General features: G+C 61.9%; 24 protein-coding genes. 8 read left to right on the forward strand and 16 right to left on the reverse strand.

All coding sequences use genetic code 11. From position 1 onward, the window contains the following. Window positions 1-114 precede the first annotated feature (114 nt). Complete coding sequence (locus BT116_RS28450) at window positions 115-564, forward strand: type III secretion system chaperone (RefSeq protein WP_072348942.1); 450 nt, start codon at window positions 115-117, stop codon at window positions 562-564. 116 nt (window positions 565-680) lie between these two features. Here the strand turns inward: BT116_RS28450 and BT116_RS31170 are convergent, their stop codons facing one another. The 12 genes from BT116_RS31170 to BT116_RS28510 form a co-directional block, all read right to left on the reverse strand. Next, window positions 681-1,199, reverse strand: coding sequence for a type III effector (locus BT116_RS31170; RefSeq protein WP_170846014.1), 519 nt, complete (start codon window positions 1,197-1,199; stop codon window positions 681-683). Window positions 1,200-1,316: 117 nt separating this feature from the next. Beyond that, window positions 1,317-2,417: a type III secretion system export apparatus subunit SctU gene (gene sctU, locus BT116_RS28460; protein WP_063323920.1), complete on the reverse strand. Its 1,101-nt coding sequence runs from the start codon at window positions 2,415-2,417 to the stop codon at window positions 1,317-1,319. A gap of 15 nt (window positions 2,418-2,432) precedes the next feature. Beyond that, a complete protein-coding gene (gene sctT, locus BT116_RS28465) occupies window positions 2,433-3,230 on the reverse strand; it encodes a type III secretion system export apparatus subunit SctT (protein ID WP_063323919.1) in 798 nt (265 codons plus the stop codon). Further along, window positions 3,230-3,484 carry a type III secretion system export apparatus subunit SctS gene (gene sctS / locus BT116_RS28470; protein ID WP_072348944.1) on the reverse strand — a complete coding sequence of 85 codons (255 nt, stop codon included), beginning with the start codon at window positions 3,482-3,484 and terminating at the stop codon, window positions 3,230-3,232. The genes sctT and sctS overlap by 1 nt, the downstream gene beginning before the upstream one ends. 9 nt (window positions 3,485-3,493) lie before the next feature. Next, window positions 3,494-4,147: a type III secretion system export apparatus subunit SctR gene (gene sctR, locus BT116_RS28475; protein ID WP_063323918.1), complete on the reverse strand. Its 654-nt coding sequence runs from the start codon at window positions 4,145-4,147 to the stop codon at window positions 3,494-3,496. Then, on the reverse strand, window positions 4,144-5,247 hold the full coding sequence (sctQ, locus tag BT116_RS28480) for a type III secretion system cytoplasmic ring protein SctQ (protein WP_072348946.1): 1,104 nt from the start codon (window positions 5,245-5,247) through the stop codon (window positions 4,144-4,146). The genes sctR and sctQ overlap by 4 nt, the downstream gene beginning before the upstream one ends. Continuing rightward, on the reverse strand, window positions 5,244-5,813 hold the full coding sequence (locus BT116_RS28485; RefSeq protein WP_256572614.1) for a type III secretion protein: 570 nt from the start codon (window positions 5,811-5,813) through the stop codon (window positions 5,244-5,246). Before BT116_RS28485 ends, sctQ begins: the two co-directional genes overlap by 4 nt. Beyond that, window positions 5,806-6,225: a type III secretion protein gene (locus BT116_RS28490; RefSeq protein WP_072348947.1), complete on the reverse strand. Its 420-nt coding sequence runs from the start codon at window positions 6,223-6,225 to the stop codon at window positions 5,806-5,808. The genes BT116_RS28485 and BT116_RS28490 overlap by 8 nt, the downstream gene beginning before the upstream one ends. Next, window positions 6,212-7,570, reverse strand: coding sequence for a FliI/YscN family ATPase (locus BT116_RS28495; RefSeq protein WP_072348948.1), 1,359 nt, complete (start codon window positions 7,568-7,570; stop codon window positions 6,212-6,214). Before BT116_RS28495 ends, BT116_RS28490 begins: the two co-directional genes overlap by 14 nt. Further along, a complete protein-coding gene (locus BT116_RS28500) occupies window positions 7,570-8,463 on the reverse strand; it encodes an FHA domain-containing protein (RefSeq protein ID WP_072348949.1) in 894 nt (297 codons plus the stop codon). Before BT116_RS28500 ends, BT116_RS28495 begins: the two co-directional genes overlap by 1 nt. Window positions 8,464-8,620: 157 nt before the next feature. Next, window positions 8,621-10,708 carry a type III secretion system export apparatus subunit SctV gene (gene sctV, locus BT116_RS28505; RefSeq protein WP_072348950.1) on the reverse strand — a complete coding sequence of 696 codons (2,088 nt, stop codon included), beginning with the start codon at window positions 10,706-10,708 and terminating at the stop codon, window positions 8,621-8,623. Next, on the reverse strand, window positions 10,705-11,832 hold the full coding sequence (locus BT116_RS28510; RefSeq protein ID WP_072348951.1) for a TyeA family type III secretion system gatekeeper subunit: 1,128 nt from the start codon (window positions 11,830-11,832) through the stop codon (window positions 10,705-10,707). The genes sctV and BT116_RS28510 overlap by 4 nt, the downstream gene beginning before the upstream one ends. A 310-nt stretch (window positions 11,833-12,142) precedes the next feature. Between BT116_RS28510 and BT116_RS28515 the strand changes: the two genes are divergently transcribed. Next, window positions 12,143-12,694, forward strand: coding sequence for an RNA polymerase sigma factor (locus tag BT116_RS28515; protein ID WP_072348953.1), 552 nt, complete (start codon window positions 12,143-12,145; stop codon window positions 12,692-12,694). Next, the gene (locus tag BT116_RS28520) at window positions 12,691-13,287 is read left to right on the forward strand and encodes a GNAT family N-acetyltransferase (RefSeq protein WP_063323910.1); all 597 of its coding nucleotides are present in this window, start codon (window positions 12,691-12,693) and stop codon (window positions 13,285-13,287) included. The genes BT116_RS28515 and BT116_RS28520 overlap by 4 nt, the downstream gene beginning before the upstream one ends. A 175-nt stretch (window positions 13,288-13,462) precedes the next feature. On the opposite strand, the gene BT116_RS28525 is transcribed toward BT116_RS28520, so the two are convergent. Continuing rightward, complete coding sequence (locus BT116_RS28525) at window positions 13,463-14,692, reverse strand: cytochrome P450 family protein (RefSeq protein WP_072348954.1); 1,230 nt, start codon at window positions 14,690-14,692, stop codon at window positions 13,463-13,465. 143 nt (window positions 14,693-14,835) lie between these two features. Between BT116_RS28525 and BT116_RS28530 the strand changes: the two genes are divergently transcribed. Continuing rightward, window positions 14,836-15,993: a serine hydrolase domain-containing protein gene (locus tag BT116_RS28530; RefSeq protein ID WP_072348956.1), complete on the forward strand. Its 1,158-nt coding sequence runs from the start codon at window positions 14,836-14,838 to the stop codon at window positions 15,991-15,993. Between the two features lie 1,079 nt (window positions 15,994-17,072). Here the strand turns inward: BT116_RS28530 and BT116_RS28535 are convergent. Next, window positions 17,073-18,197, reverse strand: a complete 1,125-nt coding sequence (locus BT116_RS28535) for a transglycosylase SLT domain-containing protein (protein ID WP_083569205.1) — start codon at window positions 18,195-18,197, stop codon at window positions 17,073-17,075. 185 nt (window positions 18,198-18,382) lie between these two features. On the opposite strand from BT116_RS28535, the gene BT116_RS28540 reads away from it, so the two are divergent. Further along, window positions 18,383-18,871 (forward strand): type III secretion system chaperone family protein, encoded by a 489-nt coding sequence (locus BT116_RS28540; RefSeq protein WP_063323906.1) that lies wholly within the window; start codon window positions 18,383-18,385, stop codon window positions 18,869-18,871. Window positions 18,872-18,882: 11 nt separating this feature from the next. Continuing rightward, complete coding sequence (locus BT116_RS28545; protein ID WP_072348960.1) at window positions 18,883-21,003, forward strand: type III effector; 2,121 nt, start codon at window positions 18,883-18,885, stop codon at window positions 21,001-21,003. 546 nt (window positions 21,004-21,549) lie between these two features. Here BT116_RS28545 and serS read toward each other — a convergent pair. Next, the gene (gene serS, locus BT116_RS28550; protein ID WP_072348962.1) at window positions 21,550-22,848 is read right to left on the reverse strand and encodes a serine--tRNA ligase; all 1,299 of its coding nucleotides are present in this window, start codon (window positions 22,846-22,848) and stop codon (window positions 21,550-21,552) included. A 128-nt stretch (window positions 22,849-22,976) separates the two neighbouring features. After that, window positions 22,977-23,102 (reverse strand): hypothetical protein, encoded by a 126-nt coding sequence (locus tag BT116_RS31555; RefSeq protein ID WP_256572615.1) that lies wholly within the window; start codon window positions 23,100-23,102, stop codon window positions 22,977-22,979. Between the two features lie 312 nt (window positions 23,103-23,414). Between BT116_RS31555 and BT116_RS28555 the strand changes: the two genes are divergently transcribed. Both BT116_RS28555 and BT116_RS28560 read left to right on the forward strand, forming a co-directional pair. Then, window positions 23,415-25,823, forward strand: coding sequence for a penicillin acylase family protein (locus tag BT116_RS28555; protein WP_072348964.1), 2,409 nt, complete (start codon window positions 23,415-23,417; stop codon window positions 25,821-25,823). A gap of 101 nt (window positions 25,824-25,924) precedes the next feature. After that, a complete protein-coding gene (locus BT116_RS28560) occupies window positions 25,925-26,266 on the forward strand; it encodes a carboxymuconolactone decarboxylase family protein (protein ID WP_003206631.1) in 342 nt (113 codons plus the stop codon). Window positions 26,267-26,397 lie beyond the last annotated feature (131 nt).

Here is a 26,397-nt window from a genome sequence, read left to right on the forward strand (position 1 = left end):
ACATCAATCTGATACACCACGGTGGCGGGTTTCAGGGCTGCTACGCAGCCCAACGGGGATAAATCCCCTCGCCACAATGACTCATGAAATCTTTTGTATCGAGAGAGGTTTTCCATGACCGTCGCACCGCTTGCCCAGCGCTTGATCTCGGCCCTCGCGGAACATTTGCATGCGCACTTGCAGTTGGAAGGTGGCGTGTGCGCGTTGTATGACGCGAGCAACCGCGAAGCCGTGGTCATCGAGTTGCCCGATCACGGCGATGTCGCCATCCTCCATAGCGCCATCGATGTACCTGCCCACGCGCCCGGCTTGCACAAGCGGCTGCTGGAACTCAATTTTCGATTGGATCTGCTCGGCGGCAGCTGGCTGGCCCTGGACGATAAGGGCAGCGTTCGCTTGTGTGCCCATTGTCCACTGGCGATGCTCGACGAGGCGCGGTTCTGCCATTGGATCGTCGGTTTCGTCGCCCAGGTCGGCGACATTCGGGCGCGCTTGGCGGTGCCTGCACCGCCGGGCAGCCCTCGTCCGGCCTCGCTCAACACCAACCGCACCCGACTGGGCTAACCCTGTAGAAGTTGGCGAAGCCTGCGATCTTTCGCTTGAAATTCAAGTGTCATTGAAAAGATCGCAGCCTCGTTGCACTCGACAGCTCCTGCGCCGCTTTATGTGGGCTCATCGCTTTATCGAAGCTTCATCGCCTCGCCACCCTCCTGCATGACTTTCCTTGCACTGTCCATGAAGCCCTTGGTGACCTCCGTCACCGTATCGCTCATCAACTTGGCCATGTCGGCGGAGCTTTTAATGAGCATCATGGTGCTCTGGCGCTCTTCCATCCCCATCTGCATCTCGAACTGCTTTTCCATCAACTGCTTTTGACGGGTTTCCATCTCGCGCATGAAAGAGTCCGGCGTGCGAGATTCCGAAGCGGGACTGGACGTTTGCGTGTCATTCAGCGGTTGCGTGTCATTCGACGGCGCCGCGTGGTTGGCGTCCCGCGCTCGAGGGCGGCCACGCTGATGCATTGCCGGTGGCGTCGAGGAGGAACGGCCCCGGCCATGCAGGCTTTGGGTACCTTCGCGCTGCTGCGCCTCACGGGGTCGCTGGCTCAGCGAGGGGGAGCGCGATGGCGATAAGCTGTCGGTGCCGTGCAGGGCACCTGTGCCCCTTAAGGGGCTCGTCAGGGAACTGGGTTCGGGCATGGGAATCCTCCACGAGTCGATGGTCTGTGTGGTGGGCACTGTCGGCAGGCCGCATCCTGCGGACGAGCCTGGCTCACTCCCTGAGTGGCAACCGCGTATGCATCGGTTCCATCGACCTCAACGCTGGTTCAATTCCGGTATCTCGATGACCTCGCCCTTGGCCTCGTCATCCAGTTCGCGCAACACCCGATAAATATGGGCGACCGCCTGGAGCGTTTCCCGGGGGATGTAGCCGCCGACGTCTTCACGATAGATCGTGCGCGCCAGCCAGATGCACTGGATGACCGGAACCCGGGCCGCCTTGGCCCGCTCGATCAACGCCCGGGCCTCGGCATCGACACCTTTGACGATCAACTGCGGCAGCGGCGTTTCCTCGGGACGATACAACAGCGCGACGGCAAAGTGGGTGGGGTTGACCACCAGCATGTCGGCGTCTTCCACCGGCTTGGTCTCTTTGTTGACGGGCTGGTCGACCAATTGCCGGGCCAGGCTGCGGCGATGCATTTTTACGTGGGGGTCGCCTTCCATTTCCTTGAACTCCTTGCGCACTTCCTCCTCGCTCATGCGCAGGCGCTTGGCGAAGAAATATTTCTGCAGGCCGAAGTCGAGGATCGCCAGCACCAGCAATACACCCAGGCAAATGTGCATGATGTGCCGAAACAGGCTGGCCAGCCCGCGCCAATAGCTGTGCAGGTCGCCGTTGACCAGGCTGATCAGCGACCCGAGTGCCGGCAGGGTCACCAGATAAATCACGGTGCCGATAAACACGGCCTTGACCAGCCCCATGAACAGGTTGATCAGCGCCTGGCCGGAGAACATCTGTTTGGCCTGGTTCATCGGGTTCAAGCGGTTCGGGTCCGGCTGAAGGGCCTCGGGGGCGAACAGGAAACCGAACTGTATCCAACCGGCCACCAGGCGCGTGACGATCGCCAACCCTACGGTCATCAAGGTGAAGTTGAGCAGCACGCCACCGGCGTGGGCCAAGGTTTCCTCGAAGGCACGCACGAAGTCGACATCCAGCCGATGCAGCGGGAATGCCACCATGTCCCCCAAGGCCTGCATGCTGTCGTCGGCCTGGGTCAATGCCACTTCGGTGATCGCCGCAAGCACCAGCAGGCTGCTCAAGTCCTGGCTTTGGCCGACCTGGCCTTTGTTGCGCGCGTCGCGAATCTTCTTCGGCGTCGCCCGCTTGGTCTTTTCGCCACTGTCTTCGCTCATGGGCGAAGCCCTCCTTCAGGGCGCCTGCAACAACAGGTGAAGCAGATGCCGGATTTCGCCATAGCGACCAAGACGGCCAGTCATCGCGTCCCACAGCGTGGGCAGGTAGAACAGCAGGAAGCCCAGGCCAATCAGACTCTTGGCCGGCATGGCGAGGACGAACACCTGCAATTGCGGGCTATACAGGCTGAGCAGCGCCAGGCTGAACTCCACCAGCAACAGCAAGCCGATAAAGGGCGCCGCGTAGAGCATCATGTGCATGAACATTTCGGCGAGCAGCCCGAGAAACACGCCGAAGCCATCCGCGCCAGGCAATGGAAACCAAACGGTGGGCGACCACACCAGGTAGCTGTCCCAGATCACCTGGGTCAACGTGCCAATGCCCAGGGTGGTGACCAGCAGCAAGATCGTCATCTCCTTGAACAAGAGGCCCAGGGGCGTGGTGTCGGTGCCGAGCGCCGGATTCAACTGGCCACCGATGAGCGCACCGCGCTGGTTGTCCAGCAAGGCGCCCACCGATTCGTACAACCAGAACGGCATCGCCAGCAGCACCCCGAGCAAGAAGCCCAGCACCAGCTCCTTGAACATCAACCCGGCCAGCGACAACCAATTGACCTGGGCATCGATCAGCGCCTGGCGAATACCGGGCGCCGGCAACATGCCCAGGGCAAACACAACGGCATGGCGCGGCAAGCCTCGCAGGTGCTGGAAGCAAAACACCGGGACCAGGTAAGCGACCGGGTAAATCCGCGCCATGCCGAGCGCGATCGACAGCAGCAAGTCGAAATACGGGACGAAAGCCTGGGCCGTCATCAGGTGTTGGCCATCATTTCGAATGCCCGACGCAACAGTCCAAGCAACTCCACACCGATCCAGCGGCCCGTCACCAGCAAGGTCAGCCCGACCGCCACCAGCTTGATGCCGAAGGGCAAGGTCTGGTCCTGGATCTGCATCAAGGCCTGCACCAGGGACGTCAGCACACCGACGATCACCGCAACGATCAAGGGCGGTGCGCAGAGCAGGACCACCAGCAGCATGCCTTCCTTAAACAACGTCAGCGCGTCCATCGCACGTCCTCAAAGATAGGAATAGAAGAGGCTGTCGAGCAATTGCGTCCAGCCCTGCACGAGGACAAAAATCAGCAGCTTGAGCGGCAACGAAATGGTCATGGGCGCGACCATCTGCATGCCGAGTGCCAGCAGCAGGTTGGACACGATCAGGTCGATGACAATGAACGGGATATAGATCAGGAATCCCATCTGGAAACCGGCCTCGAGCTCCGACAGCATGAAGGCCGGAATGAGCAGCATCAGGTCGTCGCGGCTGGCCTGCTCGGCGCGCTCCTTGGGCCACATTCGCTGGGTGTTTTCCAGCAGGTGGGCGAGGATGTCCGGGTTGGTGTTGCGCGACATGAAAGCCTGCAACGGTTTTACCGCGTTCAGCGCAGAACCTTGCAACGCCTCGGTGCTGCTGAAATCCAGCGGCTGTTCCTTCAGTTGTTCGGCGATGTTGTGGCCCACCGGCGCCATGATGAACAGCGTCGCGGCCAGGGCAATGGCATACAGGGCCATATTGGGTGGCACCTGCTGCACGCCGATGGCGTTACGGGTGATCGTCAACACGATGGCTATCTTGAGAAAGGCGCTGCAGATAATCAGCAGCAGGGGGACCAACGAAATCCCACCAATGAACAGCGCCAGCAGAAAGGGGTCGACCCCCTGGAAGCTCATCCAGCCACATCCACGCGAGCGATTTGCAGACCCAATCGGCCATCGACCTCGACCAGCTCGCCCTGGGCCAGAGCCCGTTCGCCATAGAACAGCGCCGCTGTCCCCGGTGCCACACCTGGCACTTGCAGCACCGCGCCGGGCGCCAGATTGCGCAGCTCGCCCAAGGTCAGGTGCAAATGACCGCAGCGTATCGTCAGCGCCAGCGGCAGGTCGTCGAAACGCTCGGGGAGATCGGCAGCGACCGGCTCCGTCATCGGTGCCTCCTCGGTTTCAGCGGCATAGGCCGACAGCGGGTGCTCAGTCGCCTCGCCAGTTTGGGCGTCCGGTTCATAGCCGGTGCTATCGTCCCAGTCCGGCGTCAGGATGTCGGTGTCGGCGGTGGTGCTCATAACGGTCTCCTCCAGAGCGAGCAAGGTCAGGCGCAACGGCGCGGCACGGCTGTGTACCCGCACCTGCAAACAATGCCGGCCCAGGCGAATCAGCCCTTGGCCGGATGAATCGAACAAAGCGGTTTGCGGCACCAACACATCACCGGGGCGCAACGTCGCCACCTGCCCGGCGGCCAGCGCCAGGTGTCCCAGTTCCAACGGGACACGCAGCGCAAAGCCCTCGATCCTTGGCGCGGCTCGCCGTTGCCAGGGATCGGTGCGAAGCAGCCCCAGCAAGGTCGCACCGGTCATTTCCAGATGGCTCGTGACGCGGGCCGTGCCCACCCTCACGTCGAGTCGGCAGGCAATGCCCTGCACCGCGGGTTCGGCCGCTGGTTTGATAAAACCGAAGGCCTGGCGCAGGGGCTCGCTCAGGGTTTGCTGGAACAGCGACCAGAACCACGTGTCATCCGGTCCGGGTTCGGCAGGCAGGACCACCGGGCATTCACCGAACAGGCTAAGCACCGCGCCGGGCTCGTCCAAGGTAAAGACACCATGGGCACACGCCAGCACACACGGCGTGCTCCCAGCCGCAACGCCGCCCGGAGTCAGTTCCAGCAGGCCCGTCTCGCCCGCCACCTCGAAGGGCAACCGGACGCCAATTCCCAATAGTCGCCGGGCGGTGGCGTCTTCGCTGCCCACCGTCGGCAGCACCAATGCATGGACTGTCATGTCGCGCCAACCTCTTCTTCCCGCGCTACGCGCACGCTGACCGGCTGGCCCAGGCTTTGGGTCAGCGCCTCTTCGAGACGACCGGATCGACTCGACAGCCGCGTCTGTACGTCTGCACTTTCGCTGCTCAGGCCGATGTCCCACCCGCACGCCCCGCCTGGCCGCCGGGCGGAGACCTTGATGCGGCCCAGATTGGGCAGATGCAGTAGCAGGTCCAATTGCTGGTCGAGGGTGGCGCGCAAGCGTGGCGTGAGCTGGTCGACAAACGCCTCCTCTTCGCCGCTCGAAAGGTTCACCAGGCCCGACAGCGAACCGGTGCCGGCGCTGTCATCCTGCGCGCCGCCCCGTGGCGCATCGACCCACTGACGAAACCAGTAACCGTCACTGCTGCCTGCCGTCAGGTCCGGGTCGCGTCCGCTGGCAGGGGCGGACTCACGCTCCACCGGACGGCTTGCCCGACTCACCTGGGCAGGCGGTTGCTCGTACGCTCGAGGCGGATGCCGAACGGGGGCCGCCGGGGGATTGCCGTGCGGTGTCGGCCCACCGCGCACGCTGTGCTCATTCATCGCTGGGGGGCTCCACCAGGTACTCCATCATTGCGCTGAGCTTTTCCAGATCTCGCCGGCGCCCTTGTAGCCGCTGCTGGGCAGCGGCCGTGTGCCGGGCCTGCTGCGCCTGTTCATCGTCCAGCGCCTGCACTGCCCGCGCTTGCTCGGCCAGTTCGCCAATCAAGCGACGTTCCTGGGTACTCCAGGCATTCAGTTCGCACACGCTCAACGCTCGGCCACGGTGCTCGCCGTACAACGCCTCGCGCTGCACCGCCTGTTGCTCACGGGTCGCCTGCATCTGCGCGCGCGCGGCGGCAACCGCGGCTTCGCGCTCACGCAAAAGCTCGCGCTGCTGGCGCCACGCCCGCTCGGCTTGCGCTTCGCGGTGGCGGCGTATCGGCGCCAGGGCGTCCAGATCAACCCGGGACATAGGCGGTCAACTGCTGCAGATGGGCGAGCGTGGAAGCAAACTGCTCCGGCTCACGCAGGTCCTGGCGCAGGAAGGCGTCCAGGGCGCCACGCGACTCCACCGCCAGGTCGGTCAAGGGGTCGGCGCCAGCCTGGTATTCGCCCAGGCGCAACATCAGTTCGATTTGCTCATAGGCCGACAACAACCGACGCAGATTGATGCCCGCCCGCAGGTGCTCCGCCTCGGCCACATTGGCCAAGATTCGCGACAGGCTGGCCAGCACATCGATTGCCGGGTAGTGGCCGCGCTCCGCGAGCTTGCGTGACAGCACGATGTGACCGTCGAGCAGCGAACGTACTTCATCCGCCACGGGATCGTTCATGGAATCCTGCTCGATGAGCACCGTATAAAACGCGGTGATAGCGCCCTCATTGGTCAGCCCGGCCCGTTCGACCAGGCGCGGCAGCAGGCTGTAGACCGACGGCGGCAGGCCGCCACGCCCCAACGGCTCGCCGGCGGCCAGGCCGATCTCACGCTGGGCCCGGGCGAAGCGGGTCAGCGAGTCGATGAGCAGCAGCACGCGTTGGCCCCGGGCACGAAAACCCTCGGCCAATGCCGTCGCGGTGAACGCTGCGCGGGCGCGTTCCATGCTGGAGCGATCGGAGGTGGCGCACACCAGCACCGCACGGGCACGCAGTTCATCATCCAGCTCATGGTCGAGGAATTCACGCAGTTCACGCCCACGCTCGCCGATCAGGCCGAACACGATGACATCGCAGTCAACGTTCCGGGCAATCTCCGCCAACAGTGTGGTCTTGCCACAACCGGCGCCGGCGAACAGCCCCACACGCTGGCCTTCGCCGAGCGTCAGCGGGCCGTCGATGGCCCGTACGCCGGTCATCAAGGGCCGTTGGATGCGCGGTCGTGCGGTGGGCGCCGGGGCCTCGCCAATCACCTGCGACGCATTCGGCACATGCGCACCGGCGAAGGCTCCCGCGCCGCCATCCACCAGCGGCCGGCCGAATCCATCCAGCACCTGGCCCAACAACTGCGGCCCCACGCACACCCGATGCGGCATGCCCAGCGGCTCCACCGCCGCACCGACCCGGACGCCCTCCAGCCCGCCCAAGGCGCTGAGCAAGGCATCGTGCTGGTCGAAGCCGACAATTTCGGCGAGCAGCGGCTCGCGGGCGTCGCGCTCGACCCGGCAGAGGTCGCCGATCTGCGCCCCCGGCAGCCGGCACTGCAGCAAGATGCCGCTGACCCGCTGCACCCGTCCGCGCACCATGACCGGCGCGAAACGACGCAAGTGCGCCAATTGCCCGGCCTCCCAGGCCTCCAGTCGCGCGATGGCCGCCTGCGTCATCACCAGGTGACCTCGTAGCGTTGGTCGCCCTCGAAGGTGACTTTACCGCTGTCGATGGCAGTCAGGCGCAGGCCATCGATCTGGTCGCCCAGGAACAACCGACGGCCATCGGCGGTGACCACGTGACCGTGCTTGCCGCCCACGATCTGGGCGATCTGAAACGGCAGCTTCGTCAGCCGTTCCTTGACGTTGGCCGTGATCCCGATCGGCGTTTCGTAGCGCTCGTGGAAGCGCTCGATCAGTCGTTCGACCATCGCCAGGCGCGGGCGCGGCAACTCACCCACCAGGACCAGCCGGTCGTCCTGGCTCTCGACCCGCACACCGGCGCCCAAATCGCGCTCCTGCAACATGCGATCCAGCTCCAGGCGGACCGCCTCGACATTGTCCAAGGCCACCTTGGTCTGCTTGAGCTGCTGGGCCGGGCTGCGTGCCACAGTCTGCGCCGGCTGGCTGGTAAAGGCCCAAGCGCTGGAGGCGACGGTGATCACCGCCGCGGCAATGGCCAGGCGCTTGGGCCACGACGGCCGCACGGCGGGCTTCGGGGTTTCCCGGTCCATCGCCAGATGCGCAGCGTCATCCAGCGCCGCCTCTTCGGGCCAGGGCTGATCAGCCGGGGCCAGGCACAGCCAGACGCCTGCCACGGCAAACGGAGCATTGCTCTGCAAGGGCTCGGTCGCGGCCCAGGGCTGGCCCTGTCCATCGCAAACCGTGCCCTCCAGCCGTTCCAGTAGCCACTGGCCCTGCACCTGCCGCAGGCCCACGTGACGCCCACAGATGCCCGGATCGTATAGCGCCAGATCGGCCTCCTCCGCCGCCCCGACCACCCATTGCTCGCCAACCAGCGGCAACGCCGCACCTCGGTGCAGACCACTCAAGACTCGCAGTTCGAACATGGTCAATTCCTCAAGGGGCGACAGACGCTCGCCCACGATCCGGTTGTACGACGGGGCACCGGCGGCCCCCGTCCTCTGTCACAGCCAGGCCATCGAACGCACCTGGATTTGCATCGTTACGTGGAGGCACCGCTGCTGGCGTGCCAAGACAAGCCCGTCACGCGGCATCCTCCATCCGTAGTTTTTCCTGCTCGAGGTCAAAGCGCCCCAACACGGTGACCTGGGCGTTGCTGTGCAACTCGCTGAAGGCGAGCACGGGCACGTGATTGAATTCGTCGCGCAACAAATCGCGTAGCGGAGCCCGCAGGTCTTGCGCCACCAACAGCACGGCCACGCGCTTGGCGCGCAACGGGAAGCCTTCGCGCAACTGCATGACCAAGGCGCGGGTATGCAGGCTTTCCAGGGCAAAAAAGGTTTCCGTCTGGGTCTGGCGCAGCGCATCGCGCAACAGGCCTTCGGTTTCCGGCGTCAACAGCCACACGTGCAGACCGTCTTCGTCGCGGTACTGGTGATAGATCTGCGACTTCAGCGCGATGCGCGCGTAGTCGGTCAGCGCACCGACGTCGCGCTCGTGCTGCCCGTGCTCGATCAAGGACTCGGCGATCAGCCGCACCGCGCGCAGCGGGACACCTTCGCCGGCCAAACGCTGGAGCACGGCGGCGAAACGGGCCAATGGCATGGTCCGCTGCAGTTCCTGCACCAACTCTGGCTGGCCCGCTTCGAGCCAACTGAGAATCGACTTGCTCTCCTGAAGCCCCAAGAATTGTGGGCCCGTGGCAAACATCGCGCGGCTCATCCGATCCACCAGCAACTCGGCGGCCGACACCGCTTCCACGCGTTCATCCGCCAGCAGCGGATCGTCAGGCGTCAGCCAGAGCCACTGCTGCTCGTCGCGCACCTCGCTGCCGACCTGCCCGTCGCGCGGTTCCAACGGCAGCGGCCCGCGCGCCACGGCCACGCGCTCTCCGAAAGTTGCCCGCAACATCGGCACCTCGTGCACGCAGAAGCGGAACTCGTCGTCTTCCAGCAGCGCGCTGTATTCGATCTCGAAGGGCGGCAGGGTCAGGCCAAAGCCGGCCACCAGCGCGTTACGCTTTTTGCGGATCGCCTGGATGGCCTCCTCGGCGGCCGCGTTGCCTTCCATGGCTTTGGAAAACTGCAGAAGATAGGCACGGGTCGGGTCGAAGCTGCGCAGGTCTTCGGCGCCGTTCTGTGCCGGGGCCACGACCTCCGCTGGCTGGTCGCCCTGGCGGGCCAGCCGGGCGCGCGAGTAGAGCTGGACGATGCCGGCGGTGCCGGTGATCAAGGCGATGACGATGAACACCAGCGTGGGCATGCCGGGCAAGGCCGCGAAGCCGAGCATTCCCACCGAAGCGATCACCCAGGCCTTGGGTTCGGCGGTCAACTGCTGGGCGATTTCCTTGCCGACGCTACTGCCCGCCGGCTCCCCTTGCGGCGACACGCGGGTGATGATCATGCCCGCAGTAAGAGAAATCAGCAGGGCCGGAATCTGCGCGATCAGACCGTCACCGATGGTCAACACGGCGTACAAGTGCATCGATTCGGATGCGCCCATGTCATGCTGCATCATGCCGACCGAAAAGCCGCCGATGAGGTTGATCACCACGATCACCAAACCCGCGATGGCATCGCCCTTGACGAACTTCATCGCCCCGTCCATCGCACCGAACAGCTGGCTTTCCTTGTTCAATTCCTCGCGACGCCGCCGGGCTTCGCTGACATCGATCAGGTTGGCGCGCAGGTCGCTGTCGATGGACATCTGCTTGCCCGGCAGCGCGTCCAGGGTGAACCGCGCCGCCACTTCGGCGACCCGCTCCGAGCCCTTGGTGATCACCAGGAAGTTGACCACCGTCAGGATGAGGAAGATGACCAACCCGACCGCCAGGTTGCCCCCCACTACGAAATCGCCGAACGCCTGGACGATATGGCCGGCGTCGCCCTGGAGCAGGATCAACCGGGTGGTCGCCACCGACAACGCCAGCCGGAACAGCGTGGTCAGCAGCAGCACCGCCGGAAACGAGGAAAACGCCAACGGTCGCGGCAGGTACAGCGAGAGCACGATCAGCAGGCAGGAGATGCAGATGTTGATCGCGATCAGCGCATCGACCACCGAGGTCGGCAAGGGCAGGATCAGCATGAACACGATGCCGAGCACCACGAACGCCCCGACCACCTCGATGCGCCGCACCGCTTCGTTGGCGACTTTGTTCAACAGGGCGATCATGAGCGTGCTCCAATCACCGGGGCAGCGGTCTGGCTTCGGGGCTCGCCACGGGAACGCTCATCGAGCAGCACCAACAGGTTCTTCAGCGCGGTCTGTCGGCTTTTGCTATCCCGCCAGAGGGGTAGCGGCAAACGCTTGAGCAAGGGGTACAGGCCGTTCAGGGAGACCAGTTGGTCCCGCTCCTCTTCTCCACCCAGTTCACGCCCGATACGCCGTACTTCCGCCGCCGACAGGCCACTGCTGACAAACCCCAGCATGCGTTGGAGCAACAGCACCGCCGTGAGCTGGCTGGCCGGGCAACTGCAGGCCAGTTGCTCGAGCAAACGGCGGCAGCTGTGCAGGACACTGCCCAGTTGCGTCGAGGCGGCCAGGCCGATCAACAACGTGCGCAACAGGGCGGTAGGACGTGACGGTGTGTGCGCCGCGATGTCGTCAGCCAGTGCCCGGCGCATCATATCCAGCCCCGGCACGAAGGCCGCCTCGCCGAACAGGCCAAGCAACGCCTGCATCATGGTGGGCAACGATTGCTTGAGCACCACGGTGTCGTAATAGAGCCGCCGTACCGCCTGGCGCAGTTCGGGATCGCCGCCCGCAGCGCGCAAGGCCTCGGCGATGTTCATGCCCGCCTGGATCTGCGCGCCATAACGCTCGCGCAATAGTTGCAGGTAGTCGCGAGCGCGCTGGGCTTCGACGAGACGACCTTGAACTTCAGCCTCGCGCAAGGCTTGCTGCAGGATCAGGTCGGTACGGGCCGGGTCACCACCGGTGGACTGCACCACCTCTTCAAGCACCGGCTCGCCACATAACAACAAACCCGCCTGGGCGGCCATCGCCCCCAGGCTTTGCTTGCCTGGGTGGCCGAGTTGGTCGTACCACTCCTCCAACTGCTCGCGCGTCTCGACGCGCACCTGGCCCACCTCGCTGCGGGCATTGCGGATGCGCCGCTGGCTCAGCGCCTTGGTATTGCGCTCCACATGATGGCTGAAGGTCATGCCGACCTCCTCCATCGAATTGGACTGAACGGCCTGAAACGATTCGACAGCCTTGCCGATGCCCACGACGGCCGAAGCGGCCTGGGCAAGGTTGGCGGCAATATGCGCATTTGTCGGGGCTTCTACTTTCATGATGGCCGTGAGCGTGGTTTCGGACGCTCAGTGGGTGGCGGCTATCCAGCATTCAGTTCCATCAGCGGCCATGGTCCCTTCTGACTGCTTCGCAAGGGTTTCCTGCCCGAGCGTTCGCTCGGTGCAATTTCATGCAATGGCGCTTGGGACGGCTGTGCATGCCCTTGCACAAATAGAGCAAAAGCACTAGTAAAAAACACTTAATTATCAGACAGATAAATCATTAATTCGGCTTGGCACAGGTCCTGCTGACGGGGGAAACGTCGACATTTTGATCGGCGCTATGGAACCTACTCAGAGGGATTTATTGATGAACAGCCTGAATCTCATGGCCCCCCCGCAAACCTCCCCGGCGCCCACGGGTGCGCCAGGCATCTGCTTCGGCGAGGAACGCAAGCTGCGTCTGTTTGTGCAAAAACGTGTACTCAATCAAGACGACGCCGACGACATCATCCAGCTCACGTACCTGGAGGCCTGGCGCAACCAGCAGAAGTTCAAAGGGCTGGCAAAGCAGGACACTTGGTTGTGTGGCATCGCCCTCAACCTGATCCGCAACCACTTCCGCCGCTTCTATGCGCAGCCGCCGCTGAGCACGTTCGATGAGAGCGAGTTCAACGAGTGCAGTGACGACATTGACCTGAGTGAACTGTGCGACAACCGTCGGCTGTTGGACCGCACGCTGTTAGCCATGGACGAGTTGCCCAAGGACATGCGCGATACCCTGTGGACCGCCGTGGACACCGAGAGCAGCTACCGCGATGCCGCCGAGCGGCTGGGCGTCCCCATTGGTACGGTGCGCTCAAGGTTGTTTCGCGCGCGTGAACAACTCAAACGAAGCGTCTATGGAGAAGCCCGGCCATGACCCACAATCGCTTGAACAGCCGGCCCGACCTGCCACGCGGCGTGCGCCGCTACACCCCCGACGACTTGCCGGTGATGACAGATATCTTCAACGAAAGCGCTCTGGGAGGTACCAGCTCCCCCGTGCTCAGAGCGTTTTCCCTGAAGGAAATGACGTTTTTCGTCGACTGTTTCGTCAAGGAGGGTGATCCGATCTACGTGCTCGAACGCGCTGGCGAAGTCGTCGCCTGGTTGATCGTCAACCGCTTCTGTTGGGGAGCCCAGGCCTGCCGATTGACCGGTGAAGTGTCGATCTACGTACGCAGCGACCACATCGGCAGCGGCGTCGGCATCCGCCTTGGCCAAGCTGCGGTGGTGTTGGCCAGGCAGTATGGTTTCGAGACGCTGGTGGCCTGGATCATCGAGCACAACGAGGCCAGCAAACGCGGCGTACAAGGGCTCGGCGCGACCCAATGGGGACGCTTCCCAGGGATTGCCCGGTTCGCTGATAACCGTGCGGACGTCGTGCTCTATGGACTGCACCTGACGCCAGGCGACACGGCATCCATCTCCCTTTCAGCGCCAGCGCAAAATGAGGAGGCCAGCCTGGCGTGAGTCCACGGCTCGTCCGGCTGGACGTCGGGCGAGCCGCCTCTTTCCAAGGCATGGGCCTGCGCTCATTCGAGCCGATGCCATTTTTTGCACAGCCCCCGCAGCCCCTGCTGTTCAGTCGATAAACCCGTGGCGAGGGGGCTTGCTCCCGCTGGGCTGCGCAGCAGCCCCCTTTTCATCAAGACCTCGGTGATCCATCCACCGACCAACACACCGGCAACGCCTCCGGCCCCCTGAAGTTGGGCACGTAGCGCCAGCGTACGGCACCGGGATCGACCGCCAATTGCAGCCCAGGGCAAAACCGAAGAAGTGTGTTCAAGGCGATTTCCAGTTCCTGCCGGGCCAACGAGGCGCCCAGGCAATAGTGCGTGCCTTTGCCGAACGACATGTGCGGGCAGGCCGGTCGGGCGATGTCGAGCGTGTCAGGATTTGCACACAGCGTTTCGTCACGATTGGCCGAGCCCACCACCGCAATCAGCAGTTGCCCGCGTAGCAAGCGTTGTCCGGCCAGCTCGGTGTCCCGGGTAACGAAGCGGACCATGGCCCGTTCCACCGACGAGTCATAGCGAAGAAACTCCTCGACCGCGCCAGGCATTAACGCCGGCTCGTCACGCAATTGCGCCAGCACCTTCAGGTGCTGCACGAGCATGTGAACCGCATTGCCGATCATCGATGCCGACGTTTCGTGCCCGGCGATGATCAGCAGCGCGATCATGCTGCACAGCTCACTCTGGCTGAGCATGCTGCCCTCTTCCTCGACCTGCGCCAGCGCCGAAACCAGGTCATCGCCCGGCTGTGCTCGACGCTGGTCGATCAACGCGAGCATGTAGCCCGCGAATTCGTTGTAGCAACGCTGCAACTCGCTCAGGTCATGCCCCACCTGCTGGACGATCATGTGGGACCAGCGGCGGAAATCGTCACGATCTTGTGCGGGGACACCAAGCAATTCGGCGATGACAGTGATCGATAACGGGAATGCATATTGGCTCACCACGTCCATTTGGCCGCTCGACCACACGGGTTCCAGCAACGTCTCGGCGATCTGTTCGATACGCGGCCGCAGGGCATTCACCGCCTTCAAGGTGAAGGCCTTGTTGACCAGGCGACGTAAGCGGCGATGACTGTCGCCATCGCGGTTGAGCATGTGGTCGTTAAGAAACGCGATGGATTGTTCGCCGCCGAGCATCGCGGCGAACTGCGCATCGATCCGCGACGGGTCACGGGCGAAGCGCTCGTTGTCCAGCAGCACCTCCTCGACTTCCCGCGCACCGATGACGTACCACATCGGCAACTGCCCTTCGGCCTGGCTGAGGAACACCGGGGACGCCTGGCGCAGCGCCGCATAATGCCGATAAGCCTCGCCACGAAAGGCGTCGCTATTCAAATCAAGGGTACGCTCGTAAGCCATGAACACTCTCCAGGGGCATGAATCGTTGCTCCTGAGTGGCTGGGCGCGCCAAAAAAGATCCCTGTGGAGGGTTACCTGCTGGTGAACCGTTTGCACGGCCACGGTCACTCAAGGGGGAACACCAACCCCTGCGAGAAGCTGACATGACGCGTGCACTTGCTATCCATGGCCAATGCGACACTCGTTTCGAACCGGTCAAAGAGGCATTTATCCGGCTGATGCAAAGCCCCTTCGAACGCGGCGCCGCCCTTTGCATCCAGATTGACGGCGAAACCGTTATCGACCTGTGGGCCGGCACTGCCGGGCCAGAGCCGGACAGCCATTGGCAGCGCGACACGCTGCTCAATCTGTTTTCCTGCACCAAGCCCTTCACGGCGGTGGCGATCATGCAGCTGGTCGGCGAAGGAAGCCTGGACCTGGACGCGCCGGTCTGCCACTACTGGCCGGCCTTCGCCAACGCCGGCAAAGCGTCGATCACCCTGCGCCAGGTGCTTTGCCACCGTGCCGGGCTGCCTGCGCTGCGCACGCCCCTGACACCGGAAACCCTCTACGACTGGGACACCATGACCGACCTGATCGCCGAGGAAACTCCCTGGGCCGCGGCTGGGGAACAGCAGACCTATTCACCCTTGCTGTTCGGCTGGATCCTCGGCGAACTGCTACGCCGGGTGGATGGCCTGACGCCGGCGCAAAGCATTCACCAACGCGTGGCGGTGCCGCTCGGGCTGGACTTTCACCTCGGCCTGGACGACGCGACCATCGCCCGCTGTGCCTACATGGCGCGCACCAAAGACGAGATCGACGACGAAGCGTTTGGCCGGGTGTTGAAGGACGTGCTCAACGAGCCGACCGCCATGAGCGCGCTGGCCTTCGCCAACCCGCCCATGGTGCTGGGACGCAGTAACGAGGCGGGCTGGAAACGCATGACCCAACCAGCGGCCAACGGACACGGCAATGCCCGCAGCCTGGCGGCGTTCTACGCAGGCCTGCTCGACGGGCACCTGCTGGAGTCACCGCTGCTCAACGAAATGTTGCGCGAGCACAGCGCCGAATACGACCCGACCATCCAGACCCCAACGCGTTTCGGCCTGGGCATCATGCTCAACCAGCCGGACGTGGCGAACGGCAGTTATGGCATGGGCAACGAGGCGTTCGGCCATATGGGCGCCGGTGGCACCATCGGGTTTGCCGACCCTGAACGCGGCGTGGCGTTCGGCTTCGCCTGCAACACCATTGGTTCCTACGTCTTGATGGACCCACGCGCGCGCGGCTTGGCCAATGTCGCGATAGGCTGCCTGTAGACCCTGGACGATCGGCTCGATGCTATTCACTTAAGCGAAAGATCGGGCTGCGGAAGATCGTTCCCCACGCTCCGCGTGGGAACGCCGCCAGGGACGCTCCGCGTTCCGCTTCTGGAGTGTGACGCAGAACGTCACGGGATGTATTACCACGCAGAGCGTGGGAACGATCGGGTCGCGGAGGCTGTGGAAGATCGTTCCCCACGCTCCGCGTGGGAATGCCGCCGGGGACGCTCCGCGTTCCGCTTCTGGAGGTGACGCAGAGCGTCACGGGATGCATCCCCACGCAGGAGCGTGGGAACGAGCAAACGATCGGGTCGCGGCGGCGGTGGAAGATCGTTCCTCACGCTCCGCGTGGGAACGCCGCCAGGGACGCTCCGCGTTCCGCTTCTGAAAGGTGACGCAGAGCGTCACCGGATGCATTCCCACGCAGGAGCGTGGGAACGAGCAAACGATCGGGTCGCGGCGGCGGTGGAAGATCGTTCCTCACGCTCCGCGTGGGAACGCCGCCAGGGACGCTCCGCGTTCCGCTTCTGGAGTGTGACGCAGAACGTCACGGGATGTATTACCACGCAGAGCGTGGGAACGATCGGGTCGCGGAGGCTGTGGAAGATCGTTCCCCACGCTCCGCGTGGGAATGCCGCCGGGGACGCTCCGCGTTCCGCTTCTGGAGGTGACGCAGAGCGTCACGGGATGCATTACCACGCAGAGCGTGGGAACGATCGGATCGCGGGGGTCGTGGAAGATCGTTCCCCACGCTCCGCGTGGGAATGCCGCCGGGGACGCTCCGCGTTCCGCTTCTGGAGGTGACGCAGAGCGTCACGGGATGCATTACCACGCAGAGCGTGGGAACGATCGGATCGCGGGGGTCGTGGAAGATCGTTCCCCACGCTCCGCGTGGGAATGCCGCCAGGGACGCTCCGCGTCCCGCTTCTGAAAGGTGACGCAGAGCGTCACCGGATGCATGCCCACGCAGGAGCGTGGGAACAAGCAAGTTGGGGGGATATGGAAGATCGTTCCTCACGCTCCGCGTGGGAATGCCGCCAGGGACGCTTCGCGTTCCGCTTTTGGAAGCCACCGGCTCACACCCCTGGCGGCACTACCACCTCCGCCACCTGCGGCTCGGCCGTGCCGGTATCGGGTGAGGCAACCACTTGTTCTTCGCTACCGGCCACGCGGGGCAGCGCGGCCTTGGCGATCATGTCCGGTTGGGCCAGCAACCTGCGCGATGCGTCCAGGGGCATCAGCAGGCGCCCCCTGGCCCTGCCGCGCGCGGCAGGGTTGAGCATGCGCAATTCTCGTTCATGAACACCGGACAACTGCGCCAGGTGCGCCAGATCCACCGGCTGCGCCAAGGCGACCATCTGGAAATACGGCTGGTCGGCGATGGGCGCCAGGCTCACACCATAGTCGGCGGGCGCATTCACCAGTTGCGACAGCGCCAGCAACCGCGGCACATAGTTCTGGGTCTCGCCGGGCAACGACAAGTTCCAATAGTTGGTCGCCAGGCCGCGGGCGCGATTGCGCGTGATGGCGTCGCGTACGCGCCCTTCCCCGGCGTTGTAGGCGGCCAGCGCCAGCAGCCAGTCGCCGTCGAAGTAATCGTGCAGGTAGGACAGATAATCCAGGGCGGCCCGCGTCGATGACGGAATGTCCCGGCGCTCGTCATAGTCGCCCCGCTGCTGCAATTGATAGCGGCGCCCCGTGGCGGGAATGAATTGCCAGAGGCCCAGGGCCTGGGCCGGCGATTGGGCGTTCGGATTGAACCCGCTCTCGATGGCTGGCAGCAGCGCCAGTTCCAGCGGCATGTTGCGCTTGTTCAGTTCACCCACGATGAAATGCAAGTAACGGCTGCCGGCACGCCCGGTCTGGGTGAGAAAAGCCGGGCGATCCATCAGCCAGCGACGTTGCTCATCGATACGCGCCACACCCTGGGTCTTGGCCTGCAAGGAAAACCCCTGGCGCATGCGCGTCCACAGGCTGCCGCCGCTTTGCGGGGATGACTCGCCGATCTGGATGATCGTGTCCGTAGGCGCCGGCTCAAGCCAGCGCAGTTGCGAGCGGTAAGGCTCGTTGGCGAACGGATCACCGATGGTCAACTGCGGTTCGAGGTGCTGGCAGCCATACAGCAAGGTCCCCATGGCCAGCATGGACAACCCTTTGGGGACGAAGCGAAGGGCCGGCAAAAGTGCAATTGATCGAGGCATGGGCGGTCAACCTTGAGTGAGGTGGCGCCATTGGGTGGCAGATCGCAAGGCAGCGGTTCCACGCGGCTCGTCCGGCACGCCGTCATCGGGCAGCAGGGGCTCGGTTGGAACCGAAATGCCGCAGCTGTCACTCACCATGGGCAGCAGGCGCTCGTCGGCGCCTGGATGACAATGCGAGGTCACTCATGGCGTCACCCATCTATTGCAAGCTGATCGATCAGCTCTGCGAACTCACAATGATTCCTACCCCGGCAGCGTTCTACGAGCAGGCGAACCTGTCGGTCAAGGATGTGGACTTTTCCCTGAAGCACACCCCTGGCGTGGGTGAGGGAGACGTCTTTATCTACTGCAGCTTCGGGCCATTGCCGGTGGCGAATCGGGAAGCGGTCCTGCAACGGCTGCTGGAAACCAACCTGTACCTGCTGAGCGGCGCGTTCTGCCCTTCCCTGTCTTACAACCGCGACAGCGAACAGGTGATCCTGATCGGCCACGTCCCCCTGGAAACCCTCACGGCCGAGCGCCTGCTCGGGCTGATGGGCGGTGCCGCCGACATGGCGCTGATTTGGCGCGATGGCTACTTCTTCGACGGTGCCAGCCCAAACGACACCGCCAAGACCACCCAGCACAAACCCACCCCCCGTAGCACCGGGCTCAACAGCGCCCTGTCAATCTAGGAGAACGCGACATGCCAGATTTATCAGTAGGACGAAGCACCAGCTCGGCGGCGTTGCACCAGCAGGACGATCGGATCACGCCGGTGGGAACCAGCCTGTCCGGGCAGGTTCGTCCCTCCACCAATCCCCTGGTGCCTTATCACTTCGAAGGACAGGCGACCGACAAGACCCAGCAAACACTCAGAACCAGGCAACAGCGCCTGACAGGACTGGTCAACAGCCTCGGCAAGAAAAACCCTGAGAGCGACCCCATCGGCTACGCACGTGAGCATATGAGCCTGGAAGGCAAGGTATTGGGCTATGCGCCAGGCACAAGTTATCAAGATGTACAGAAGCATCTCGCCGCACTCGGCGGCACGCCACACCCGATGCTGTCGGGCCACGAAGAAACCGAGGCATTCGTCAAGGACTTCAACGAGTACCTGGCCAAGAATGAGGACGATCGGAAAGAGGACGGCGGTTTCAAGGCGGTCTGGGACAAACACTGCGAGCGCATGGGTAATACCCTTGGCGCCTATCATTCGTTGTGCCAGGAAGTCATTGATAAAACCCCGGAAGGGAACGATCGCCAACTGCTGAAAAATAGCCATGAAGCCTTCCGCGGTTATGCCAAGGGTGTCATGCAAGCCCTGACGCAAGACATGCCCACGCGCTTGAATACCTTCATGGAAAGCCGAATCGAGCACGCGCAGAGTGCAGCGACCAACGAGAGCCTTTCCCAACCCGAACGCGACCAGGCGAAAGATCAACTGGATCAGTTGCTCGAGGTCCAGGGGGAGCTTGGCGAGTTGCTCAAGACCGATGACGACAAGCCGAACACGCCAAGCGAACTGGCAACGGCGACGAAGAAAAACGAGGTGCTGGACACCGCACTGAAGAACGTCGCACGCCAGGACTATGTCGCCGACCTCAAGACCAAAAGCGGCTTTGTAACCGGCCTGGCGGTGTTCGCCGGGGCGGGGATCCCGCAGGGCGTGGCGTCTGCGGGCCACTTTGGCGCGATCACAGCGTCGATTGATGAAAAAATGGCGGACGCCTCCTACGGCAAGCATGTCGCGGCGACCTCGACTGTCCTAGGCGCCGCCCACAAGGTGATCAGCGACGGCATCCGCCCATTCGTCCAGGTCGTCGTCGACAAGACCATCGGCGCCGGCCTGGAAAAAGTCGATCCAATGTCGGTCTATCCCAAGGCCCTGCAAGTCGTCACCCAGGACGGACGTCGGGTCGAGAACGCTGGACGCGATGCCCTCGACCTCACACAGGAGCAAAAGCGCAACGACTTCAAGCTCAAACAGAACGCGAACAACTTTGGCACCATGAGTGGTGACTTCACCGGCTACCTCGCCTTCGGTGCCGCCCATGCCGTGCGCGATACCATTGATCAATTCACCTCGGTAAATGCCGGCGGCATCATCGCCCGCACAACGGCCTCAGCAGTAGGCGGCACCTTCATGGCGGGGGGCCAGGCAGTGGCGAAATATGCGCAAACCCACGGTGATGAGGAGATTCCCACCTACCGGGTGACCAAGGAAAACCGCAACTGGGGCGAACTGTTACCCAAGGCGTTTTCCGAAGCGACAGGAAAGCTCAACCCGATCAGCATGGCCAACGTCAGCGACCTCGCCAACCGGATCGTTGGCGTAGGCGAAGGGGTCGCCATGCGTACAGCCGTGGGCGACGCAGCCGCGGTGGGTGAAAACCCGGAAGTGCGGGAAAAAATGGAGCAGATTGTCACAACCTTCTTCTCCTCCGGCCTGACGCTGCTTCCGTTCTTCGCCAACAGTGTGGCGGCACCGCTCGAAAACAAGGCGCTGAGCGGCAAAGACGACCTGACCAAGCGAGCAAACGTACCGCTGCAGAACGTGACAAATCCAAACCGAGACGGCCTGCCCCACACCCAGCCGGAAGGCTGGCGGCGCGACCTGGAAAATACCTACCACGTGACCCGCGGCCTTACCCAGGTCGTTCCGCAAACCGCTATCGCGGGGCTTAACCTGGGTACCGAATGGGCCCAAAGCCTGGCACCGCGGCCCAAAAAAGCCTCCGGCGATGACATTCAACTGGCAGAGCGAGGCGAAGCGAGGCCCCAGGGCGGGCCGTCTATCGAGGCAGCACCCAGCACCAAACCCTGACAAAACCGCCGAGCCACCGCCTGGGTGAATCGGCTCATCGGCCTCCAGCCGCCCTCCAACACCGGTCGCAGAGGTTCTGCCGCTGCGGCCGTTTCTGGTAATACATCCTGCCCTGCCGCATTAGCGCTTCGACGTGAGGCAATTTGATTCCAATGACGCCCAAATAATCTCTCGTTCATGGATCGAACCGAGACTCGGAGATCGGCCACTATGCCCTGTACGAAATCTGCCGGAACTCACTTGAGCCCCACAAATGTGGAAAACCGCCGCATTGTTACGCGCTTCGACAAACTCGCGAGAAGTTGTGCGCGAGGGTTTCATTGGCTTGTGCCATGCGGTATTTGGGTCATTACTTCGTACACCGCCCAGCACAGAACTTTTGACAGCTTGAACTCCTACCCGCGGAGCGACTATATAGTCATCACGAGTCATCAATACATCGTCTAGCACATTGTAGAGGAAGCCCCTACCACCCATAACAACATCTGCCGTCGTAAAATTTGAGTGAACCTACCGAAAAAATAGCGGGTTCACTCCAGTTCGGAGCTATATCTTATGAGGACTTGATGTTAAAACAATTTGATCAAAATCAAGGTGTCGTCTCAAAGGCTCAGGTACTTCTACCGAACCATCAGCTCTCTGATAATTCTCTAAAATAGCAACCATGGTCCTACCTAGCGCCGACGCAGTTCCATTTAGCGTATAGACATACTGATTATTTTTTGAAACGGGATCCTTGTACTTTATATCTAATCGTCGAGCTTGATAGTCCGTGCAATTACTGGCCGAAGTGATCTCACCATACTCTCCTGCAACGCCCTTACCAGGCATCCATGCTTCAATATCATATTTTTTATAGGCGGGCGCACCTAAGTCACCAGTGCAATTTACGACAACCTTATAGGGAATGCCCAGCTCACTATAAATCTCCTCCTGCAAAGCGAGTATTATTTCATGATACTTATCACCATCTTCTGGCTTACATATTACAAAAAACTCCAGCTTTTCAAACTGGTGGACCCTATACAATCCCTTACTTGACCTACCGGAGGCGCCGGCCTCCCTTCTAAAACAATGACTCTCTGCGATATACAGCAAAGGGAGGTTAGAGCCATCAATAATGGTTCCGGCGTGCATACCTGCAACACATATTTCAGCTGTAGCAATAAGACTTTTATCAAGCCCATCAAGCCCATAGGTATTACTTTCGTCGCCTCTTGGAGCAAAACCAACTCCCTCCAATATGTGATTATGGGAGATATCTGGTGTCTGCAACGGCGTAAACCCAGCCTTCAGCGCCTTATTAAAAATAAACGCCTTAAGTGCATGCTGCAAAAATACCGCTTGATTTTTCAAAAAGTAAAATTTTGAACCGGATACTTTTGTTCCCGATTCAAAATCAATCAAGTCGAGTTCTTTTCCTAACTGAACGTGATCCTTGGGAGAAAACTCAAACTCAGGAATGATACCCTTAACCCGAAGCGTTAAATTATCTTCGTCATCCCTCCCCACAGGCACATCGGGAGATGTCCAATTTGGTAGCTGTCGCGAAAGCAGAGTAAATTCCTGCAAGCTCGAATTATAGTATTCCTTAGCACTTATAATATCTCCCTTCAAAGAGGATGCTTCGGACAACTCCAATTGGGAGCTTTTTCTCAATGAGTCCTCTTTTTTTATCTTGGAGATAGCGTTTAACCTACGCTGCAGATCCTCCAATTTCTGTTTTCGCGACTTAACGTCCTCATATAGTGAAATAAAGCGATCCAAATCAAAGTCAATCCCCCTTGCCAGCAAATTGGCTTTCATTCCTTCGACGTTTTCCAGTATTTTCTTGACATCTATCATGTGAATCTTCCTACCGCTCTCGTGTAGCGCCGTGAACAAATCCCGAAGAGGGTAATTTGTGAATATTAGGAACCCATTAAAAATAGAGATAACGCCCTCATCCCAATGTGCATCTGATCTATCTCTATTCACTCATTTGATGAATGCACATCTCCCAGCGAACCCGATATCAAAGCAACTTTATATTTGCAACTTTTAACTGCAGCAATCACTTCGCCACTTAAACCGTTGCCGCACAGCAGAATAGTTTTCATTCAGAACCGCCACCCGAAGCGCACATTAATCGTAGGAAATTTACTACAGCTATTATGCGAGACAATCTAAACGCACCTTGTGCACCACTCAGCCACCTGAACGAAACATATCGCTATGCCTCTTTTATAGTTCACGCACGCAAAATCCAGCAACAGCATTCTTGTAGCGCATTTCCTATAAACATGAAGGAAGCGTCTTACGCCATAATTAAATCAAGTAGGAGCCGTATCACATAACTGACTATTACTTGTTCGAGATCAATGCCCTACACTGTTTATCGATACCGCCGACATTCAGGAAAAACGGACTTTATGAAACGCACCCTCATCGCCTTCCTGTCATTGATCGTCACCGCGATCATCGTCGCGGGTGGCTACCTCTACAGCAAGCAGCCCACCCGCCAAGGCACGGTGCAGTTGCAAGGGCTGCATGGCTCGGTGACGGTGCGCTACGACGAACGCGGTGTGCCGCATATCCGCGCCGAGAACGAAACCGACCTGTACCGCGCCCTCGGTTATGTCCATGCCCAGGATCGGCTGTTTCAGATGGAGATCATGCGCCGCCTCGCCCGTGGTGAGCTGGCCGAGGTGCTGGGGCCGAAACTGCTCGACACCGACAGGCTGATGCGCAGCCTGCGCATTCGCGAGCGTGCCGCGGCCTACGTGACCGAGCAGGACCCACAGTCCCCCGCCTGGCTCGCCATGCAAGCCTATCTGGATGGGATCAACGCCTACCAGGACAGCCACACCCGTCCCGTGGAATTCGATGTGCTGGGCATTCCCAAGCGCCCCTTCACCGCCGAAGACACCGTGAGCATTACCGGCTACATGGCCTACAGCTTCGCCGCCGCCTTTCGCACCGAACCCCTGCTGACCTACGTGCGCGATGTGCTGGGTGCCAACTACCTGAACATTTTCGACCTCGACTGGCAGCCTCAGGGCGTGCTGGCCGAAGGTCGCAAGGGCAGCCTGCCGCTGGCTGCCGCCGACTGGAAAGACCTCGACGCCCTGGCCCGCCTGAGCGAGCAGGCCCTGGCTGATAACGGCCTGCCGCAGTTCGAGGGCAGCAATGCCTGGGCGGTCTCCGGCAGCCGCACCCACAGCGGCAAGCCGTTGCTGGCGGGTGACCCGCACATCCGTTTTTCCACGCCTTCGGTATGGTACGAGGCGCACTTATCGGCCCCGGGGTTCGATCTCTACGGGCAATACCAGGCGCTGCTGCCCTTCGCGACGCTGGGTATGAACCGGGATTTTGGCTGGAGCATCACCATGTTCCAGAACGACGACCTGGACCTGATCGCCGAGAAGGTCAACCCGGACAATCCCGAACAGGTCTGGTATCGCGACAAATGGGTGGACATGACCCGCAGCGAGCAGCAGATCGCGGTCAAGGGCCAGGCGCCGGTGACGCTGGTGCTGCGCCAGTCGCCCCATGGCCCGATCGTCAACGATGCCCTCGGCGCGAACGCCGGCAAGACCCCGGTCGCAATGTGGTGGGGGTTCCTGGAAAGCCGCAACCCGATCCTCGAGGCCTTTTACCAGCTCAACCGCGCCGATACCCTCACCAAGGCTCGCGGCGCTGCGGCCAAGATCCACGCGCCGGGGCTGAACGTGGTGTGGGCCAACGCCAAGGGAGACATCGGCTGGTGGGCCGCCGCGCAACTGCCCAAGCGGCCAGTCGGCGTGAAGCCCGGCTTCATTCTCGATGGCAGCAGCCCGGAGGCGGAAAAGGAAGGTTTCTATCCGTTCAGCAGCAACCCGCAGGAAGAGAACCCGGCGCGGGGCTACATCGTCTCGGCCAATTTCCAGCCGGTGCCGGCCAGCGGCATCGAGATCCCCGGTTACTACAACCTCGCCGACCGCGGCCAGCAACTCAATCTCCAGCTCAGCGACAAGCAAGCGAAGTGGGACATCGAAACCACCCAGAAGCTGCAACTGGGCACCACCACCGCCTACGGCCCGCGCCTGCTCGCGCCTTTGTTGCCGGTGTTGCGCGAGGTGGTCAGCGATCCGCAGGAGCGCAAATGGGTGGAGCAACTGGCCCAATGGCAAGGCGATTACCCGCTGGAATCCATCAGCGCCACGCTGTTCAACCAGTTCCTGTTCAACCTGGCCGACGCCGCCCTGCACGATGAATTGGGTGACGGCTTCTTCGAAACCGCCCTGTCGACCCGGGTGATCGACGCAGCCCTGCCACGCCTGGCGGCCTCGAAGGATTCACCGTGGTGGGATGACCGCACGACGCTGGGCGTGGAAACCCGTGCCGACACGGTGAACATTGCCTGGAAGAAAAGCCTGGCGCACCTGCGGACCACCCTGGGTGACGATGCCACGCAATGGCAGTGGGGCAAGGCTCATACCCTGACCCATGGTCATCCGCTGGGTCTGCAAAAGCCGCTGGATCGGATCTTCAATGTCGGTCCGTTTGCGGCCCCCGGCACCCATGAAGTGCCCAACAACCAATCGGCAAAAATCGGTCCGGCCCCTTGGCCGGTGACCTATGGTCCTTCTACCCGGCGGATCATCGACTTCGCCGATCCGGCCCATAGCGTCACCATCAATCCGGTCGGCCAGAGCGGCGTGCCCTTCGACAAGCATTACGAGGATCAGGCCGAGGCGTACATCGAAGGGGTCTATCACCAGGCGCACCTGGCCGAGGAAGAAGTGGTGGCCAATACCCGCGCGACCCTGAAACTATTACCGGCGAGGAGCTCGCACTGATTCTGGCGGGTGTAATTTTTCATTACCAACAAGCTCAATCGTCATTGATGGTCAAGACTACAAGGGTTCAACACCCCGTCCCCCTCACAGGAGTCAATGCAATGTTCAATAACTGGTCCGAACTGCTGCCCACCATCAAAAGTGCCTTTGGCGCCCTGGGCAAAAGCAATCCGAAGATGGTCAAGGCCTACATGGCCCTGGACGAAGCCGCGGCTGAAAACGACGTGCTCGATGCCAAGACCCGTGAGCTGATCTCCATCGCCGTCGCCATCACCACGCGCTGTGACGGTTGCATCGGCGTACACACCGACGCCGCCATCAAGGCCGGCGCCACCCGCGAAGAAATCGCCGCCACCCTGGCCACCGCGGTGTCCCTGAACGCGGGCGCGGCGTACATCTACTCCCTGCGCGCGCTGGAGGCCCATGATGCGTTGAAAAAGTGAGAGGCCGATAACCTGCCGGCCGCTCCCACAGGCATCGATCGTTCCTCACGCTCCGCGTGGGAATGCCGCCAGGGACGCTCCGCGTTCCGCTTCTGGATGTGACGCAGAGCGTCACGGGCTGCATTACCACG

Source organism: Pseudomonas sp. NFACC16-2 (assembly GCF_900119205.1).
Taxonomy (GTDB): Bacteria; Pseudomonadota; Gammaproteobacteria; order Pseudomonadales; family Pseudomonadaceae; genus Aquipseudomonas; species Aquipseudomonas fluorescens_Q.

Coding starts and splice junctions, on each gene's coding strand:
- BT116_RS28560 (WP_003206631.1), top strand. CDS start 25,925: ATGTTCAATAACTGGTCCGAACTGCTGCCCACCATCAAAAGTGCCTTT.
- BT116_RS28545 (WP_072348960.1), top strand. CDS start 18,883: ATGCCAGATTTATCAGTAGGACGAAGCACCAGCTCGGCGGCGTTGCAC.
- BT116_RS28530 (WP_072348956.1), top strand. CDS start 14,836: ATGACGCGTGCACTTGCTATCCATGGCCAATGCGACACTCGTTTCGAA.
- BT116_RS31555 (WP_256572615.1), bottom strand. CDS start 23,102: ATGAAAACTATTCTGCTGTGCGGCAACGGTTTAAGTGGCGAAGTGATT.
- BT116_RS28515 (WP_072348953.1), top strand. CDS start 12,143: ATGAACAGCCTGAATCTCATGGCCCCCCCGCAAACCTCCCCGGCGCCC.
- BT116_RS28540 (WP_063323906.1), top strand. CDS start 18,383: ATGGCGTCACCCATCTATTGCAAGCTGATCGATCAGCTCTGCGAACTC.
- sctU (WP_063323920.1), bottom strand. CDS start 2,417: ATGAGCGAAGACAGTGGCGAAAAGACCAAGCGGGCGACGCCGAAGAAG.
- sctT (WP_063323919.1), bottom strand. CDS start 3,230: ATGACGGCCCAGGCTTTCGTCCCGTATTTCGACTTGCTGCTGTCGATC.
- BT116_RS28510 (WP_072348951.1), bottom strand. CDS start 11,832: ATGAAAGTAGAAGCCCCGACAAATGCGCATATTGCCGCCAACCTTGCC.
- serS (WP_072348962.1), bottom strand. CDS start 22,848: ATGATAGATGTCAAGAAAATACTGGAAAACGTCGAAGGAATGAAAGCC.
- BT116_RS28520 (WP_063323910.1), top strand. CDS start 12,691: ATGACCCACAATCGCTTGAACAGCCGGCCCGACCTGCCACGCGGCGTG.
- sctS (WP_072348944.1), bottom strand. CDS start 3,484: ATGGACGCGCTGACGTTGTTTAAGGAAGGCATGCTGCTGGTGGTCCTG.
- BT116_RS28500 (WP_072348949.1), bottom strand. CDS start 8,463: ATGTTCGAACTGCGAGTCTTGAGTGGTCTGCACCGAGGTGCGGCGTTG.
- sctR (WP_063323918.1), bottom strand. CDS start 4,147: ATGAGCTTCCAGGGGGTCGACCCCTTTCTGCTGGCGCTGTTCATTGGT.
- BT116_RS28485 (WP_256572614.1), bottom strand. CDS start 5,813: ATGAATGAGCACAGCGTGCGCGGTGGGCCGACACCGCACGGCAATCCC.
- BT116_RS28450 (WP_072348942.1), top strand. CDS start 115: ATGACCGTCGCACCGCTTGCCCAGCGCTTGATCTCGGCCCTCGCGGAA.
- BT116_RS28555 (WP_072348964.1), top strand. CDS start 23,415: ATGAAACGCACCCTCATCGCCTTCCTGTCATTGATCGTCACCGCGATC.
- BT116_RS28535 (WP_083569205.1), bottom strand. CDS start 18,197: ATGCCTCGATCAATTGCACTTTTGCCGGCCCTTCGCTTCGTCCCCAAA.
- sctQ (WP_072348946.1), bottom strand. CDS start 5,247: ATGACAGTCCATGCATTGGTGCTGCCGACGGTGGGCAGCGAAGACGCC.
- BT116_RS28525 (WP_072348954.1), bottom strand. CDS start 14,692: ATGGCTTACGAGCGTACCCTTGATTTGAATAGCGACGCCTTTCGTGGC.
- sctV (WP_072348950.1), bottom strand. CDS start 10,708: ATGATCGCCCTGTTGAACAAAGTCGCCAACGAAGCGGTGCGGCGCATC.
- BT116_RS28495 (WP_072348948.1), bottom strand. CDS start 7,570: ATGACGCAGGCGGCCATCGCGCGACTGGAGGCCTGGGAGGCCGGGCAA.
- BT116_RS31170 (WP_170846014.1), bottom strand. CDS start 1,199: ATGCCCGAACCCAGTTCCCTGACGAGCCCCTTAAGGGGCACAGGTGCC.
- BT116_RS28490 (WP_072348947.1), bottom strand. CDS start 6,225: ATGTCCCGGGTTGATCTGGACGCCCTGGCGCCGATACGCCGCCACCGC.